Below are 16231 nucleotides of genomic sequence, written 5' to 3'. Positions count from 1 at the left end.
GACGGACGATATGAGGATTCCCTTCGCGCAGATCGATGCGTTCGCGGGTGCGCCGTTCACGGGCAATCCGGCCGCGGTGATGCCACTGTCGGCCTGGCTCGACGACGCGGTGCTGCAGGCGATCGCGCAGGAGAACAACATCAGCGAGACCGCGTTCCTGGTCGCTTCCGACCGCGACGACGTCGAATTCGAGCTGCGCTGGTTCACGCCGTCGGCCGAGGTCGCGCTGTGCGGCCATGCGACGCTGGCGAGCGGGCATTTCGTGCTGGCGTCGGACACCGCGCTCGACCGAGTGCGGTTCGCGACGCGGCAGGCAGGCGTGCTGGAGGTCGCGCGCGCGGACACCGGCTATACGCTCGCGCTGCCCGCCTGGGTGCCAGCGCCGAAACCGCTGCCCGAGATCGCCGCGGCGCTGGGGATCGCGGCGCCGGTCGCGGCCTTGTGGCACGACAAGGGCTATGCGCTGGTGATCGCCGACGACGAGCAGATCGTCCGCGACCTGGCGCCCGACATGGCGGTGCTGGGCACGATGCCGATCGTCGCGATCGTCGCGGCGAAGGGCAGGGCGACCGATATCGTCAGCCGCGTGTTCACGCCCTTCTACGCGATTCCCGAGGATCCGGTGACGGGCTCGGCGCATGCGGTGATGGTGCCCTATTGGGCCGAGACGCTCGGGCGCACGCAGTTCAGCGCGTTCCAGGCGAGCGCGCGCGGCGGGCGGCTGGGCTGTAGGCTCGACGGCGACCGGGTGATCCTGAGCGGCGCGTGCGTGACGGTGATCGAAGGCACGTTCCTGCTGCCGTAACCCCCCGTCATCCCGGGCTCGTCCCGGGATCCAGGGCCACGAACGCTGCGCCCGGTAACCCTGGATCCCGGGACGAGCCCGGGATGACGACGGATTAGCGCTTCCGCCCCTTGGTCATCGGATCGGGCTTCTTCGGTTTCACCCAGCCATCGGGCGGGACGACGCGTTGCTGGCTGGTGCCGAGCCCCATCGCGCCGGGCTGTTGCCGCGTCAGGCCTTCGGTGTCGGCGACCTCGCCGCCGCCGCGCAGCACGCTGATCTGGTCGCGCAACCGCTTCGCCGTCTCGAAGTCGAGCGCGTCGGCGGCGGCTTCCATCTGGCGGCGCAGGGCCTCGATATCGGTCATGCCGCGAGCATCGCGGCTTCGGTCTCGGCGATCCAGCCGCCGCCGAGCACGCGCGATTCCGCATAGAGCACCGCGGCCTGGCCCGGCGCGACGCCATATTCCGGCGCGTCGAACACCACGCGGTCGCCGACCAGCCGCGCCGGGACCGGCTTCGCCATCGAGCGGACCTTGACGGACAGCGGCCCGTCGAACTCGCCGCCGAGCCAGTTGAGGTCGGTCAGTCGCGCCGCCTCGATCGCCAGCGCGCGCCTGGGGCCGACCACGACGCGCTTGGTCTCGGGTTCCAGCCGCACGACGTAGAGCGGTTCGGGCGTGCCCCCGATCTCGAGTCCGCGGCGCTGGCCGACGGTGAAGTGGATCAGCCCCTTGTGCGCGCCGAGTTTCGCGCCGCCCAGGTCGACGATGTCGCCCGCGGTGTCGGCGTCGGGGCGCAGTTTCTTGACGAGGCCCGCATAGTCGCCGTCGGGGACGAAGCAGATGTCCTGGCTGTCGGGCTTCGCCGCGACGCCGAGGCCGAGTTCGGCGGCGATCTCGCGCACCCGCGCCTTCGGCAGCGCGCCGAGCGGGAAGCGCAGATAGTCGAGCTGGGCTTGCGTGGTCGCGAACAGGAAATAGCTCTGGTCGCGCGCAGGGTCTGCGCCGCGGTGGAGTTCGGCCCCCGTCGCGCCTTCGAGTCGCTGCACGTAATGCCCGGTCGCGAGGCAATCCGCGCCGAGATCGCGCGCGAGCTTCAGCAGGTCGGTGAATTTGGGACCCATGTTGCACTGGACGCAGGGGATCGGGGTCCGGCCGGCAAGATATTCGTCGGCGAAGCGGTCGACGACCTGTTCGCGAAAGCTCGTCTCGTGGTCGAACACGTAATGCGCGATGCCCAGCCGGTCGCAGACCGCGCGCGCGTCGCGGATGTCGCGTCCGGCGCAGCACGAGCCGGCGCGGCCGACCGCCTCGCCGTGGTCGTAGAGCTGCAGCGTCACGCCGATCGTCTCGGCGCCGGTCGCCGCCGCGAGCGCCGCGACCACCGAACTGTCGACGCCGCCCGACATCGCGACGACGATGCGGCGCGACGAGACGGGGTCGCCGAGTTGAAAATCCACCTGGTCCATGATGCCGACCACATAGGCGTTGCGCCCGTTGGATGCAAAAATGCGACGAAGAATTGGAAAAAAGCGACAGGTTCACGAACTCTTGCACCGGGCTTTACCCGGCTTTCATTCCCTCGGGCCTACAAGGTGGGTCTGCCGAGGATGGCGCTAAGACATTAGAGCGAGAGAGTAGAGCGTTTGGACCTGAGTTTTCCCCGTTTCGATCGTGACGTCGAGCTCACCGTGCTTCCGGGTGATCTCGCCGTGCTGATCGTCGGTATCGCCGCGCGACAAGCGGCGAGCCACACGGCGGTGGTGCAGGCGGGCTTCGCGCGCGGCGAGCCCGATCCCAAATTGTTCGCGCCGCTGCATGGCGCGTTCAACGGGCCGATGGCGGCGATGCTGATCCGGTGGAAGGAGGAATGAAGACCCCGTTTACCGTCGCGTTTCAGGCGATCTTCAAGCCCGGCCCTTATGTGCCGATCCTGCGTAGCGAGAGGGGGCCCCCCGCCCCGATCAGAGGTTGTACATGATCGAGAATCAGAAAATTCGTCCCGGCAAAGTGATCGGCCCCCTGGGCGAGCAGCTGACGCTGGAATCCCTGCCGCCGCCGAGCACGACGCGGTGGGTGGTGCGCCGCAAGGCCGAAGTGGTCGCCGCGGTGAACGGCGGGCTGTTGTCGGTCGACGACGTCTGCGCGCGGTACGGCCTGACGGTCGAGGAGTTCGCCAGCTGGCAGCGCGCGATCGATCGCTCGGGCATGCCGGGGCTGCGCGTGACGCGGATCCAGCACTACAAGTCGCTGTACGAACGCCAGCAAAAATATTGAGGCATCAAAGGTTAAAACGGTAGCGGAACAAAAAACCCTGCTCGCTCGTCTTTTCGCCGTCGCCCATCACACGGGCTAACGGAGGGAAGTAAAATGGGTCTCATTCTTTGGCTGATCATCGGCGGTGTCATCGGCTGGATCGCCAGCATGATCATGCGGACCGACGGGCAGCAGGGCATCTTCCTGAACATCGTCGTCGGCATCGTCGGCGCGTTCATCGGCGGCCTGATCCTGTCGGGTGGTTCGATCAACAGCGCACCGCTCACGCTGACCTCGTTCATCGTGTCGCTGATCGGCGCGATCATCCTGCTCGCGATCGTGAACCTCGTGCGCCGCGGTAGCGTCCGCTAAGCGGTCGCATCCGGTACGAAAAGAAGGGCCGCCCGAGCGATCGGGCGGCCCTTTTTTTGTGTTTGACGGTTCCGGCATACCACGCGGGCCCCAATTCCGTTCGTGCTGAGCGCAGTCGAAGCACCTGCGTTCGGGGCATGCCCTTCGACTTCGCTCAGGGCGAACGGGGGGGGAACTGTCCCGACCCCGAACGTCTCAGTCGAGCAGGAACCGGACCGACAGCGTCACCGTCACGTCCTTCTCGCCGGCGGCAATCTGCGTGCTGTCCTTGGCCATGGATGCGCGGGCCATGTACACCACCGGCGGCGGCGATCCGCCCGCATTCTCGCCATTCTCCGCGATCGACACGATCCGCGTCACGCGCATCCCGGCCGCCTTCGCGTACAGTTCAGCCCGCGCCCGCGCGCGCTTGACCGCATCCGCGCGGGCTTCGTCGAGTGCCTGGTCGGGCTGGTCGATCGACAGGTTCGGCCCGTCGATCTGGTTCGCGCCCTCGCCGACCAGCGCATCGAGGATCGCACCCGATTTCGCGACGTCGCGGAAGCGCACGCTGACGCTGTTGGTGGCCTGGTAGCCGGTGATCACCGGCGGCTGGTTGTCGGCATAGCGATATTGCGGGCTGAGCCCGACCGTCGCGGTCGCGATGTCGCGCGGGGCGACGCCGGCGCGCTTCAACGCCGCCATCACCTTGGCCATGCGCTGTGCATTGTCCGCGAGCGCGGCGGCGGCGGTCGGCGACTGGCTGACGACGCCGGCGCGGATCGTCGCCAGGTCGGGCACGCGCGTGGTGCGGCCCTCCGCAGTCACGTCGAGCACGGTGCCGGTGGCGGGCACCATCGGGGCGACGCTCGGCGCGGTCTGCGCGCTCGCGATAGTCGCCAGGGTGGTCAGGGGCAGGGCGGCAAACGCGCCGAGAATGGATGCAGTCTTCATATGGCTCTCCCAGGAACACGGTACATGCGGCTTTCGACGATCCGAGGTCAACGCAAGCTGAACGTTGTGGCGGCGCCGATTCCGTTGCATGTCATCGGCAAGCGCCGGCCGGGGGGCTTGAGCGCGGTGACCTATTCAGATAACACAGTTGGGGATCGCGGCGGCGACGGGTGTCGAGCGCCACGATTCGGACGGGGATGGCGACGCGCATGAATTACGAGACCAAGACGATCAGCGGCGGTGACGAACAGGTGCTGCTGGACGATCTGACCCCGCCGCCGTCCAACCGGCGCCGCAATATCGTCATCGCCGCGATCATCGCGGTGCTGGTGATCGCAATCGCCGTCTATGCGTTCGGCCACAAGAAGGCCGCACCCGCCGGCCCGGTCACCGAAAGCGTCCCCAGCGTGACCGTCGTCGTGCCCGGCCGCCAGACGATCGACCGGACGATCTCGACCACCGGCACGCTGGCGGCGCGGCGCGAGATGCCGGTCGGCGTCGCGGGCGAGGGCGGGATGGTGACGCGCGTGCTGGTCGAGCCGGGCCAGTGGGTCGCCGCCGGCCAGGTGCTGGCGATGGTCGACCGGTCGGTGCAGGTGCAGACCGCGGCGAGCCTGGCGGCGTCGGTCAACGTGGCGCGCTCAGACGAATCGATCGCGCAGGCCGAACTCGACCGCGCCCAGCAGCTCGTCGATCGCGGCTTCATTTCGAAGGCCGACCTGCAGCGCAAGGCCGCGACCCGCGACGCCGCCGCGGCGCGCGTCAAGGTCGCGCAGGCGACGCTCGCCGAGGCGCGGGCGCGCAACGGCCGGCTCGACATCCGCGCGCCCGCCGCCGGGCTGGTGCTCACCCGCGGGGTCGAGCCGGGCCAGATCGTCAGCTCGGGCTCGGGCGTGCTGTTCCGCATGGCGATGGGCGGCCAGATGGAGCTGCGCGCGCTGATGAGCGAGAGCGATCTCGCCGGTTTGCGCGCCGGCGCGCGCGCCACGGTGACGCCGGTCGGCTCGACGCAGAGCTTCGCGGGCGAGGTGTGGCAGGTCTCGCCGATCATCGATCCGGCCACGCGCCAGGGCATCGCCCGCGTCGCGCTGTCCTATAACACCGCCCTGCGACCGGGCGGATTCGCATCGGCGACGATCCATGGCGGATCGAGCGCGGCGCCTCTGCTCCCCGAATCGGCGGTGCAGAGCGACACGCGCGGCAATTTCGTGTATATTCTCGACGCCGCGAACAAGGCGGTGCGCCGCGACATCGTCGTCGGGCAGACGACCGATGCAGGCGTGTCGGTGAAGAGCGGGCTCGCCGGTACCGAGCGCGTCGTGATGGCAGCCGCGGCCTTCCTGACGCCGGGTCAGAAGGTCAAGCCGGTCGTCCAGAAGATGGGAGGCTGACCCCGTGAACTTCCGCAACATCTCCGCCTGGTCGATCCGGAACCCGGTCCCGCCGATCGTGCTGTTCCTGGCGCTGACGCTGGCGGGGATCGTCAGTTTCATGCGGATGGACGTCAACAACGACCCCGACATCGATTTTCCCGTCGCCTATGTCCAGATCAGCCAGCCCGGCGCCGCGCCGAGCGAGCTCGAGACGCAGGTCACCAAGCGGGTCGAGGCCGCCGCGCGCACGTTGCAGGGGATCGACGAGATTCGCTCGACTGTGACCGAGGGCAGCTCGCAGACCGTCGTGCAGCTCAAGATCGGCGCGCCGATCGACCGCGCGGTCAACGACCTGCGCGACGCGATCACGCAGATCCGCAGCGATCTTCCCGACGGCATCCTCGAGCCGCAGATCGGCCGCGTCGACACCACCGACAACGACATCGCCAACTTCTCCGCGATCACCAGCGACATGACCGTCGAGCAGCTGAGCTGGTACATCGACGATACCGTCAGCAAGGAACTGCTCTCGATTCCCGGGATGGGCGGCGTCGAGCGCAACGGCGGTGTCAACCGCGAGATCCGCGTGATCCTCGATCCCGTGAAGCTGCAGGCGCAGGGGCTGACCGCCAACGCGATCAACGCGGTGCTGCGCGCGGTCAACCTCAACGCGACCGGCGGCAAGGCCGAGATCGCGGGATCGCAACAGGCGGTCCGCGTGCTCGGCAACGCGCGTGACGCGTACACGCTGGGCCAGACGCAGATCAGCGTCGGCGCCGGCCGGACGATCCGCATTTCCGACATCGCCGACGTCCGCGACCTTTATGCCGAGCGCACCTCGCTGTCGGCGTTCAACGGCCACCAGGTCGTCAGCTTCAACTTCAAGCGCTCCAAGGGCGCGTCCGATGTCACCGTGTTCAACGAGGCGGAAAAGAAGCTGAAGGAGCTCGAGGTCCGCAACCCGAGCGTCAAGTTCCAGCTGCTGTCGACCAGCGTCAAATATACCGAACAGGAATATGAGACCGCGATCCACGCGATGATCGAGGGCGCGGTGCTCGCGGTGGTCGTGGTGTGGCTGTTCCTGCGCGACTGGCGCACGACGATGATCTCGGCGCTCGCGATTCCCTTGTCGGCGATCCCGACCTTCTGGTTCATGGACCTGATGGGGTTTAGCCTGAACGGCATGACGTTGCTGGCGCTGAGCCTGGTCGCAGGTGTGCTGGTCGACGATGCGATCGTCGAGATTGAAAACATCGTGCGGCACATGAAGATGGGCAAGACCGCCTATCAGGCGTCGATCGATGCCGCCGACGAGATCGGCCTGGCGGTGCTGGCGACGACGATGTCGATCGTCGCGGTGTTCCTGCCGGTGTCGGTGATGCCGGGGATTTCGGGCCAGTTCTTCAAGAATTTCGGGCTGACCGTGGTCGCCTCGGTGCTGATGAGCCTCGCGGTCGCGCGCCTGATCACGCCGATGATCGCGGCCTATTTCCTGAAGCCGTTCGGGCATGGCGACGCGCCCGACGGGCGGGTGATGCGGACCTATATGCGCGTGCTGCGCTGGACGCTCGACGAATCGGGCGTCGCGCGCGCGCGGGCCAAGGGCGGCATCCGGCGGGTCTTCGCGCGGATGTTCGACCACCGGTTCTACATCGTGCTGGTCAGCATCGCCGCGCTGATCGCGACCGTCGCGATCTTCATGCAGCTGCCGCAGGAGTTCCAGCCGCAGCAGGACAATGATCGCAGCACGGTGACGATCGACATGCCGCCGGGCTCGACGCTCGAGCAGAGCGAGGCCGTGACGACACGCGTCGCCAACCTGCTCGCGCAGCAGAAGCCGATCGTGACCTCGGTCTATCAGCGGGCGTTCGTCGGTCGCGGCCGGGTGACCGCGCAGCTTGCCGACGATCGCAAACAGACCAGCGTGGAGTTCGAACGCGGCCTCGCACCGCAGCTCGCGCTGATCCCCGACGCGCGCGTCTCGTTCCAGAACCAGAATGGCTGGGGCGGCAGCACGCGCGACATCAGCCTGACGCTGGGCGGCGACGACCCCGCGCTGCTGGTAAAGACCGCCGACGGCATCGTCGCGGAGATGGCGAAGCTGCGGTCGTTGCAGGCGCCGCGCACCGAAGGCGGGCTGCAACGCCCCGAGATCGTGATCCGTCCGCGGATGGACCTCGCCGCCGATCTGGGCGTGACCACCAGCGCGCTGTCCAACGCGATCCGGATCGCGACTTTGGGCGACATCGACCAGAACAGCGCGCGCTTCTCGCTGAGCGACCGCCAGATCCCGATCCGCGTGGCGCTTGCCGAGAACGCACGCGAGCGGCTGTCGACGATCGAGAACCTGCCGGTGACGACGTCGACCGGCGGTTCGGTGCCGCTGAAGGTCGTCGCCGAAATCGGCTTCGGCGCCGGCCCGACGCAGATCGACCGCAACGCGCAGCAGCGCAAGCTGACGATCGGCGCCGACCTGTCGCAGGGCGTCAAGCAGGGCGACGCGCAGAAGCAGATCGATGCACTCTATTCGGTGCAGCATCTGCCGATCGGCGTCAGCCGGCTGAGCGTCGGCCAGTCGAAGATGCAGGCCGAGCTGGTCACCAACATCGTCATCGCGGTGACGTCGGGCTTCTTCCTGCTCTTCGCCGTGCTGGTGCTGCTCTATCGCCGCTTCCTGCCGCCGTTCGTCAACCTGGGCTCGCTGTTCCTGGCACCGCTGGGCGCGTGCCTGGCGCTGTGGGTCGCGGGGATGTCGGTGTCGCTGGCGGTCTATATCGGACTGTTGATGCTGCTCGGCATCGTCGCCAAGAACTCGATCCTGCTGGTCGATTTCGCGCTCGAGCAGATGGCGCACGGCGTGCCCAAGTTCGAGGCGATCCTCGACGCCGGGCACAAGCGCGCGCTGCCGATCGTCATGACCACGGTCGCGATGGTCGCGGGGATGATCCCGACCGCGCTGTCGATCACCGGCGACGGATCGTTCCGCGCGCCGATGAGCGTGACCGTGATCGGCGGGCTGACGCTGTCGACGTTGCTGACGCTGCTGATCGTGCCGGCAGGGTTCAGCCTGGCGGTGGGCGTCGAGCGCGCGATCGGGCGGCGGCTGGGCAGCCGGCTGATCACCTACCGGCCCGGTGACGCCGGCACGGTGATCGAGGGGCCGCCGGTCCGCCCCGCGCTGGCGCCTGCCACCCCCAAGCTGGGCGACGGCACGCAGCCCGCCGAATGATCGGGCTTGAACAATCCCCGCGCTCGGGGATTGTTCAGGTCATGACATTTTACCGCGCGCGCCCGGCCGCCGAAGCCGCTCCGCCCGCACTCGTCAGGATGCGGATCGTCGCGACCGCGCTGCTGCTGTTGATGGCGGTGGTGTTCTTCGTCAGCCGGTCGCTGGTACCAGTCCACCCCGGCTGGGGCTTCGTCCGCGCCTTTGCCGAGGCGGCGATGGTCGGCGGCCTCGCCGACTGGTTCGCGGTGACCGCCTTGTTCCGCCATCCGCTGGGCCTGCCGATCCCGCACACCGCGATCGTCCCGCGCAACAAGGACCGGATCGGCGACACGCTCGCGCAGTTCCTGCGCGACAATTTCCTGATTCCCGTCGTGATCGCCAGGCGGACTCGGCGGCTCGACGTCGCGGGTGCGATCGCGCGGTGGCTGACCGACCCGCCCGAGGGTGCCGGCGGCCGTTTCCGCCAGGGCGCGTCGAAGATGGTCGCGCAGGTGCTCGACGGGCTCGACCCCGCGCGGCTCGGCGGGATGGTGAAGGCGGGGATCGGCGCGCGGCTGCGCGAGACCGAGGTGTCGCCGATCCTCGGGCAGCTGCTCAACGCCGCGATCGCCGAGGGGCGCCACACGCCGCTGCTCGACGCCGCGATCCGCTGGGCGGCGAAGGCGCTGGCGTCGAACGACCATCTGATCCGCGCGATGGTGCACGACCGCGCGGGGTCGATCCTGCGCTGGACCGGGCTCGACACCACGGTCGCGGACAAGCTGATCGACGGGCTCGACAAATTGCTGGCCGAGATGGTCGACAAGCCCGACCATCCGCTTCGGCTGCGCGTCGAGGAAGGGCTGGTCCGCCTCGCCTGGGACCTGCAGCACGACCGCCGCGCCCGCGCGCGCGTCGAGGCGATGAAGAACGAGCTGCTCGACAACCCGGCGATGCAGCGTTGGCTCGACGGGTTGTGGGAACAGGCGCGCGGCGCGCTGCTCGCGATCGCGCGCGATCCCGAGCGGGCGATGAACGGGAAGCTCGGCGACCTGCTGCGCCAGCTCGGCGAGACGCTGCAGCGCGACGTGCGGCTGTCGCACACGATCAACCGCTTCGTGCGCCGCTCGATCGTCGGGATCGCGGCGGATTATGGCGACGGCATCGTCCGCCTTGTGTCGGAAACGGTGCGCGGCTGGGATGCGGACACGATCACGCGCCGGCTGGAGAATGCGGTGGGGCGGGATCTGCAGTATATCCGGGTCAACGGGACTCTGGTCGGCGGGCTGGTCGGACTGGTGATCCACACGGTGGATCTGGCTTTATAATCCGCCCGTCATGCCGGGCTCGTCCCGGCATCCAGAGCCACAAGCGGTGTCGCCCGTAACCCTGGATCCCGGGACGAGCCCGGGATGACGAAGGGGCGGCGGCCTACCGCTCCCAATCCGGCATCGGCCACCCCTTCGCCGCGGCGAGCAGCTTCAGCGGTCCGTGCGCATTGACCGCGAACGGTTCGTCCGCCCAGGCGAAGGTCGGCGCGTCGGACACATGGTCGGAATAGAAGCGCACATGCGCATCCTTCCGCGCGATCCCCTCGCGCGCCATCCACGCCTCGATCATCCGCAGTTTCGCCGGGCCATAGCAATTCTCGCCGTCGATCCCCGCGAGCAGCCGGCCATCGGCGCTGCGCAGGCTTTCGGTCCCGATGACCGCGTCGAAGCCCAGTCGCTCGGCGATCGCCTCGACATAGAAACGGTACGACGCGGTCGCCATCACCAGCCGGTAGCCTGCCGCGCGGTCCGCCGCGATCCGCGCCAGCGCGCCCGCGAACACGCGGTCGGCCATCACCCGGTCGGCGAACGCCTCTGCCGCGCGGCGTTCGGCCGCTTCGGACATGTGCTTGCCCAGCATCATCCGCTGCATCACATATTTCAGCCGGCCGCGGCTGATGAGGCGCGCGACGTATCCGGCGGCGGCAAAGCCGGCGAACGGGATGAGTGCGAGCCGCCAGGGCGCGCTGTTTTTCGCGGTGTGGATCAGGAACGGCGTCCAGGTGGGCGCGTGCGTGATCGTCTTGTCCATGTCGTAAATGGCGAGGCGTGTGGTCATCGGTTCGGCTTACGCCGCATTCGCCTTGCCGATCCAGCGACTTTGCCGCAAAGGTGCGCGCGATGAGCGCTATGGCCGATTTCCAGCAGGACACCGCCGATGGCGGCACGTTGCGGTTCACCGGCAATTTGTCGCTGGCCCGACTCGGCACACTTCCCGATCGCCTCGAGGCCGTCGACGGCGGTTCGGTCAAGCGGGTCGACCTGAGCGGCATCGATCGAATCGACACCGTCGGCGCGTGGGTCGTCCATCGATTCGCCGCGCGCAACGATGCGACGATCGAGGGTCTCGACGAGGACGGCCAGAACCTGTTCGATCAGGTCGTCGCCGCGGACCAGCCACTGGCGCTGCGCGAGGGCAAGACGAGTGCCTTCACGCGCGTGCTGGGCGAGATCGGCGATGCCGTCGTCCAGAGCTTCCGGACGATGTACGGCCTGATCGGGTTCATGGGCGCGACCACGCTCGCGCTGCTTGCCGTCATCCGCCACCCGCGCCGCTTCCGCTTCGACGCGGTGGTGCAGCAGTTCGAATCGGTCGGCGTCCAGGCGCTGGCGATCATCGGACTGATGAGCATCCTGATCGGCGTCGTGATCGCGCAGCAGGGCGCGGTGCAGCTTCGCCAGTTCGGTGCGGAGGTGTTCACGATCAACCTGGTCGGGCGCCTGACGCTGCGCGAAATGGGCGTGCTGATGACCGCGATCATGGTCGCGGGACGGTCCGGCTCGGCGTTCGCCGCGCAGATCGGCACGATGAAGCTGACCGAAGAGATCGATGCGATGCGGACGATCGGCGTCTCGCCGCTCGAGGCGCTGGTGCTTCCGCGGACGATTGCCGCGGTGCTGCTGATGCCGCTGCTGGGCTTCTACGCCTCGATGATCGCGTTGATCGGCGGCGGCCTGCTGGTCTGGGTCACGCTCGGCGTGCCACCGATCACGTTCGTCCAGCGCATTCGCGAAGTGGTGCCGATCACCGACCTGTATGTTGGGCTGATCAAGGCACCGGTGTTCGGCGCGATCATCGCCGTGGCGGGCTGCTTCCAGGGCATGCTGGTCGAGAGCGATTCGGAGCAGGTAGGCAAGCGCACGACCTCGGCGGTCGTGCAGGCGATCTTCCTGGTGATCGTGCTCGACGCCTTCTTCGCGGTGTTCTTCACCTGGCTGGGGTGGAACTGATGCCGCAGACGACAAAGCGGGACGATCGCGACATCGTGATCTCGGTCAAGGGCCTGCGCAACAGCTTCGGCGACTCGGTGGTCCATGAGGGGCTCGATCTCGAGGTCCGGCGCGGCGAGATCCTCGGGGTGGTCGGCGGGTCGGGCACCGGCAAATCGGTGCTGATGCGCTCGATCATCGGGCTGCAGCGGCCCGACACGGGGGACGTGACGGTGTTCGGCGAATCGAACATCGACCGCGACGAGACCGAGGCCGTCGAGATCCGCAAGCGCTGGGGCGTGCTGTTCCAGGGCGGCGCACTGTTCTCGACGCTGACCGTCGCCGAGAACGTCGAAGTGCCCCTGCGCGAATTCTACCCGGACCTGAGCCCCGCGCTGCTGGCCGAGATCGCATCGTACAAGGTCGTGATGACCGGGCTGCCCGCCGATGCCGCGCCCAAATTCCCGGCCGAGCTGTCGGGCGGGATGAAGAAGCGCGCAGGACTTGCCCGCGCGCTCGCACTCGATCCGGAATTGCTGTTCCTCGACGAGCCGACCGCGGGGCTCGACCCGATCGGCGCCGCCGCGTTCGATTCGCTGACGCAGTCGCTCCAGAAGACGTTGGGACTGACCGTGTTCCTGATCACGCACGACCTCGATACGCTGTACGCGATCTGCGACCGCGTCGCTGTGCTGGCGGACAAGAAGGTGATCGCGGTCGGCACGATCGACGAGCTGCTCGCGCTCGACCATCCGTGGATCGAGGAATATTTCAAGGGACCGCGCGGCCGCGCCGCGGTCGCAACGCAGGAACGTCACGCCGCCGAGCAGGCGTCGATCAAGGCTGAGGCACGCTGATGGAAACCCGTTCGAACCATGTCCTCGTCGGAGCGGTCGTGTTGATCCTGCTCGCGGTGCTGGCGCTCTTCACCGTGTGGATCGCGCGGCTCGGCGGCACCGCGGAGAAGGAATACGACATCTTCTTCCGCCAGTCGGTCGACGGTCTCGCACCCGGTTCCGCGGTCACCTTCTCGGGCGTGCCGTCGGGGCAGGTCAAGGGAATCTCGCTGTGGAAGAACGATCCGCAGTTCGTGCGCGTCCGCATCAGCGTCAAGGACGAGACCCCGATCCTGCAGGGCACCACCGCGTCGATCTCGGGCGTCGGCTTCACCGGCGTCAGCCAGATCTCGCTCGACGGTGCCCGCAAGGGTGCCGCGGCGATCGGCTGCCCCGAAGTCAGCACGCCGACCGAATGCCCCTACGGCGTTCCCGTGATCCCGACCAAGCTGGGCGGCCTCGGCGCGATCCTCAATTCGGCACCGCAGCTGCTAGAGCGTCTGTCGACGCTGACCGAGCGGCTGACCGGGCTGCTCACCGACCGCAACCAGGCGTCGATCGCGGGTATCCTCGAGAACACCAACCGCCTGACCGATGCGCTGGCCGATCGCGGTCCCGAGATCGCCGCGACGCTGGCGCAGACCCGGGTCGCGATCCAGCAGGCGGGCGATGCCGCGCAGCAGTTCGGTGTGCTCGCCAAGACCACCAACGGCGTGCTGTCGGAGGACGTGAAGCCGGCGATGGCGAACCTCAACAAGGCGATCATGTCGGCGCAGACGAGCGCGGATACGCTCAACGCGGCGATCGGCGATGCACGACCGGGCCTGCAGGCCTTCTCGAAGACGACGATCCCCGAGGCCAACCGTCTGGTCCACGACCTGCGCACCACTGCGGCGGCGCTGTCGTCGGTCGCGGAAAAGGTCGACCAGCAGGGGGCCAGCTCGCTGATCGGCCAGCAGAAGCTCCCGGATTACAAGGGTAAGTGAGGCACGCCATGAAGACACCACTCATCCTGATCGCGATGCTCCCGCTGGCCGGGTGCATCAGCTTCGGCGCCAAGCCGCCGCCCTCGCTGCTGACGCTGACGAGCAGCTCGCAGGTGCCGGTCGGGCAGAACCAGGATTCGGCGACCGCGCGGTCGATCACCATCCAGGTCCCGACCACGCCGCTGGCGCTCGCCACCGCGCGTGTACCGGTGCAAGCGACGCCGACGAGCATCGCCTACGTCCCCGACGCGCAATGGTCCGAACCGCCGGCGCGGCTGTTCGCGCGACTGTCGGCGGACACGATCGCGGCGCGTACCGGGCTGGTCGTGCTGTCGACGGTCCAGTCGGTCGGCGATCCCAGCGCGCAGCTGGCAGGCGAGCTCCGCAATTTCGGGCTCGATGCCGGCACGCGCGAGGCGGTTGTGACGTTCGACGCCTCGCTGACTCGCGCTGGCAAGACCTCGGTCGAGAAGCGCCGCTTCGAGGCGCGCGTGCCCGTCGCCGCGATCGATGCGCCGTCCGCGGCCGCGGGGATCAACCAGGCGGCGAACCAGGTCGCGACGCAGCTCGCCGACTGGATCGGTCGCTAAGCTTGCGCGTTGTCGGCTTTCCATAGGGAGAGCCGCGATGCCGCAGGGTGACAAGAGCGCGTACACCGACAAGCAGAAGCGCAAGGCCGCGCACATCGCCGAAAGCTATGAGGAGCGCGGCGTTCCCGAAAAGGAAGCCGAAGGGCGCGCCTGGGCCACGGTGAATGCCGATTCGGGTGGCGGCAACAAGTCGGGCTCGGGACGCGGCAAGCCGGACACGCATGCGGCAGCGAAGCGCGGCGGGAAGGCGGCGGCTGGCCGCAGCGCGGCGGACCGATCCGCGGCGGCGAAGAAGGGGTGGGAGACCCGGCGCAAGGCGGGGTAGCTCCACCATCATCACCACCACCGTTCGCCCTGAGCGCAGTCGAAGGGCACCTGTTCACGAGGGCGACGCTCTTGTGGACAACAGTGCTTCGACTTCGCTCAGCACGAACGGAGGGGAAGGCGACGCGCGCTAGAGGATCGACGCCGCCAGGATCAGCACCATCTTTGCATCGATCGCCACCCCCGCGGCACGCTTCGCCGCTACGAACGCCGGGACCTCGGCCAGCTTCACCCGGTGCACGGTGATGTTCTCGTCGCCGTCGCCGCCGCCATCGCCGACCTTCGTCAGCCCAGACGCGCGAACCAGCGTGAACGATTCCGAGGTCATCCCGGGCGACGAATAGAACAGCCCCAGATCCTCGATCCGATCGGCGCGATAGCCGGTCTCTTCCTCGAGCTCGCGACCCGCGGCGACCGCGACGCTCTCGCCCGCGGTCTCGTCGCCGACCAGCCCGGCGGGCAGCTCGAGGCAGTTGCGCCCGATCGGCACGCGAAACTGCTCGACCAGCAGGATATGCCCGTCGTCGATCGCGACGATCACCGCCGCGGCGATGTCGCCCGCCCGCGTCGCGAATTCCCACGTCCCCTGTTTCTGGATCGTGAGGTAACGGCCCTCCCAGACGATGCTCAAAGGTCGGCGCTCACAATTCGATCAATCGGTCGGGAAGTTCGTTCACGGGTTTGCCGCTCCTCGGGAAATGTTCGGTCAGGACCAGGCCGATCCGTACCACCGCGTCCGCCATGCCGTCGCCGGGCCGGTCGTCGCGCACGCCTGCCAGCACCGCCGCCATCGCCTCGCCCCAGGTTTCGTTGGGCACGCGGCTGTGGATCGCCGCATCGGCGATGATCTCCGCGCGGCGCTCGGCGATCGAGAGATAGAGCAGCACGCCGGTCGAGGCGCGCGTCCGCTTCTCGGCGCCGGCACGGAACAGCACCAGCGCGCGCCGGCGCACGCGCCGCGTCTTGGTCGGTCCGGGCGACACCGCGATCCGCAGCGCGTCCGACGCCAGCATCAGCCGCACCAGCAGGAACACCAGCACCATCAGGATCAGTGCGATGCCGAACAGCGCGCCCACCGGCGCCTGGTCCCAGGGATCGAACCGCGCATAGATCGAGTCCGCAATCCCCGGCCGGAACGCGAGCAGCGCGGGTACCAGCAGCATCGCGAGGACCGCATAATGGAGCGACACGTCGTGATAGCGGTCGGACCCGGCCGCGACGATCGTCACGATCTCGCCGTCGGTATCGCGTTCGGCGGCGCGCACCGCGGCGGTGACGCGGTCATGGTCGAGATTGCTCAGCCGCATG

The 16231-nt window shown here is 68.3% G+C and carries 18 protein-coding genes; 12 read left to right on the top strand and 6 right to left on the bottom strand.

Annotation, left to right across the window (positions count from 1 at the left end; genetic code table 11):
- Positions 1-10: 10 nt before the first annotated feature.
- On the top strand, positions 11-805 hold the full coding sequence (locus FSB78_RS12730; RefSeq protein WP_147082988.1) for a PhzF family phenazine biosynthesis protein: 795 nt from the start codon (positions 11-13) through the stop codon (positions 803-805).
- Positions 806-899: 94 nt separating this feature from the next.
- Here the strand turns inward: FSB78_RS12730 and FSB78_RS12725 are convergent, their stop codons facing one another.
- A complete protein-coding gene (locus tag FSB78_RS12725) occupies positions 900-1151 on the bottom strand; it encodes a UvrB/UvrC motif-containing protein (protein WP_147082987.1) in 252 nt (83 codons plus the stop codon).
- The gene (gene mnmA / locus FSB78_RS12720) at positions 1148-2254 is read right to left on the bottom strand and encodes a tRNA 2-thiouridine(34) synthase MnmA (protein ID WP_147082986.1); all 1107 of its coding nucleotides are present in this window, start codon (positions 2252-2254) and stop codon (positions 1148-1150) included. Before mnmA ends, FSB78_RS12725 begins: the two co-directional genes overlap by 4 nt.
- Positions 2255-2431: 177 nt before the next feature.
- Between mnmA and FSB78_RS12715 the strand changes: the two genes are divergently transcribed.
- From FSB78_RS12715 to FSB78_RS12705, 3 genes are all read left to right on the top strand, one after another.
- Positions 2432-2659, top strand: coding sequence for a hypothetical protein (locus tag FSB78_RS12715; protein ID WP_199743177.1), 228 nt, complete (start codon positions 2432-2434; stop codon positions 2657-2659).
- Between the two features lie 103 nt (positions 2660-2762).
- Entirely contained in the window at positions 2763-3062 is a 300-nt protein-coding gene (gene sciP, locus FSB78_RS12710; protein ID WP_147082985.1) for a CtrA inhibitor SciP, read from the top strand.
- Positions 3063-3155: 93 nt separating this feature from the next.
- A complete protein-coding gene (locus FSB78_RS12705) occupies positions 3156-3413 on the top strand; it encodes a GlsB/YeaQ/YmgE family stress response membrane protein (RefSeq protein WP_147082984.1) in 258 nt (85 codons plus the stop codon).
- 195 nt (positions 3414-3608) lie between these two features.
- On the opposite strand, the gene FSB78_RS12700 is transcribed toward FSB78_RS12705, so the two are convergent.
- Complete coding sequence (locus FSB78_RS12700) at positions 3609-4346, bottom strand: SIMPL domain-containing protein (protein WP_147082983.1); 738 nt, start codon at positions 4344-4346, stop codon at positions 3609-3611.
- A 209-nt stretch (positions 4347-4555) separates the two neighbouring features.
- Here FSB78_RS12700 and FSB78_RS12695 point away from each other — a divergent pair, with 209 nt between their 5' ends.
- The 3 genes from FSB78_RS12695 to FSB78_RS12685 all read left to right on the top strand — a co-directional run bounded on the left by FSB78_RS12695 (position 4556) and on the right by FSB78_RS12685 (position 10255).
- Positions 4556-5737 (top strand): efflux RND transporter periplasmic adaptor subunit, encoded by a 1182-nt coding sequence (locus FSB78_RS12695; protein WP_147082982.1) that lies wholly within the window; start codon positions 4556-4558, stop codon positions 5735-5737.
- Positions 5738-5741: 4 nt separating this feature from the next.
- A complete protein-coding gene (locus FSB78_RS12690) occupies positions 5742-8948 on the top strand; it encodes an efflux RND transporter permease subunit (protein ID WP_147082981.1) in 3207 nt (1068 codons plus the stop codon).
- A gap of 98 nt (positions 8949-9046) precedes the next feature.
- Positions 9047-10255 (top strand): DUF445 domain-containing protein, encoded by a 1209-nt coding sequence (locus FSB78_RS12685; protein WP_147084185.1) that lies wholly within the window; start codon positions 9047-9049, stop codon positions 10253-10255.
- Between the two features lie 103 nt (positions 10256-10358).
- Here FSB78_RS12685 and FSB78_RS12680 read toward each other — a convergent pair whose 3' ends face one another.
- On the bottom strand, positions 10359-11036 hold the full coding sequence (locus FSB78_RS12680) for an HAD family hydrolase (RefSeq protein WP_242008254.1): 678 nt from the start codon (positions 11034-11036) through the stop codon (positions 10359-10361).
- A 62-nt stretch (positions 11037-11098) separates the two neighbouring features.
- On the opposite strand from FSB78_RS12680, the gene FSB78_RS12675 reads away from it, so the two are divergent.
- The 5 genes from FSB78_RS12675 to FSB78_RS12655 are packed head-to-tail and all read left to right on the top strand — an operon-like array spanning position 11099 to position 14924.
- A complete protein-coding gene (locus FSB78_RS12675; protein WP_147082980.1) occupies positions 11099-12208 on the top strand; it encodes an ABC transporter permease in 1110 nt (369 codons plus the stop codon).
- Positions 12208-13044, top strand: coding sequence for an ABC transporter ATP-binding protein (locus tag FSB78_RS12670; RefSeq protein ID WP_147082979.1), 837 nt, complete (start codon positions 12208-12210; stop codon positions 13042-13044). Before FSB78_RS12675 ends, FSB78_RS12670 begins: the two co-directional genes overlap by 1 nt.
- Positions 13044-14009 (top strand): MlaD family protein, encoded by a 966-nt coding sequence (locus FSB78_RS12665; RefSeq protein ID WP_147082978.1) that lies wholly within the window; start codon positions 13044-13046, stop codon positions 14007-14009. The genes FSB78_RS12670 and FSB78_RS12665 overlap by 1 nt, the downstream gene beginning before the upstream one ends.
- Before the next feature lie 8 nt (positions 14010-14017).
- Positions 14018-14599, top strand: a complete 582-nt coding sequence (locus FSB78_RS12660) for an ABC-type transport auxiliary lipoprotein family protein (RefSeq protein ID WP_147082977.1) — start codon at positions 14018-14020, stop codon at positions 14597-14599.
- A gap of 37 nt (positions 14600-14636) precedes the next feature.
- The gene (locus FSB78_RS12655) at positions 14637-14924 is read left to right on the top strand and encodes a plasmid stabilization protein (RefSeq protein WP_147082976.1); all 288 of its coding nucleotides are present in this window, start codon (positions 14637-14639) and stop codon (positions 14922-14924) included.
- A 129-nt stretch (positions 14925-15053) separates the two neighbouring features.
- Here FSB78_RS12655 and FSB78_RS12650 read toward each other — a convergent pair whose 3' ends face one another.
- Positions 15054-15554: an NUDIX hydrolase gene (locus FSB78_RS12650; RefSeq protein WP_147082975.1), complete on the bottom strand. Its 501-nt coding sequence runs from the start codon at positions 15552-15554 to the stop codon at positions 15054-15056.
- A 10-nt stretch (positions 15555-15564) separates the two neighbouring features.
- The gene (locus tag FSB78_RS12645) at positions 15565-16230 is read right to left on the bottom strand and encodes a TPM domain-containing protein (protein ID WP_147082974.1); all 666 of its coding nucleotides are present in this window, start codon (positions 16228-16230) and stop codon (positions 15565-15567) included.
- Position 16231 lies beyond the last annotated feature (1 nt).

This window comes from Sphingomonas ginsenosidivorax (assembly GCF_007995065.1).
Classification (GTDB): Bacteria; Pseudomonadota; Alphaproteobacteria; order Sphingomonadales; family Sphingomonadaceae; genus Sphingomonas; species Sphingomonas ginsenosidivorax.
This window is presented reverse-complemented; position numbering and strand designations above follow the sequence as displayed.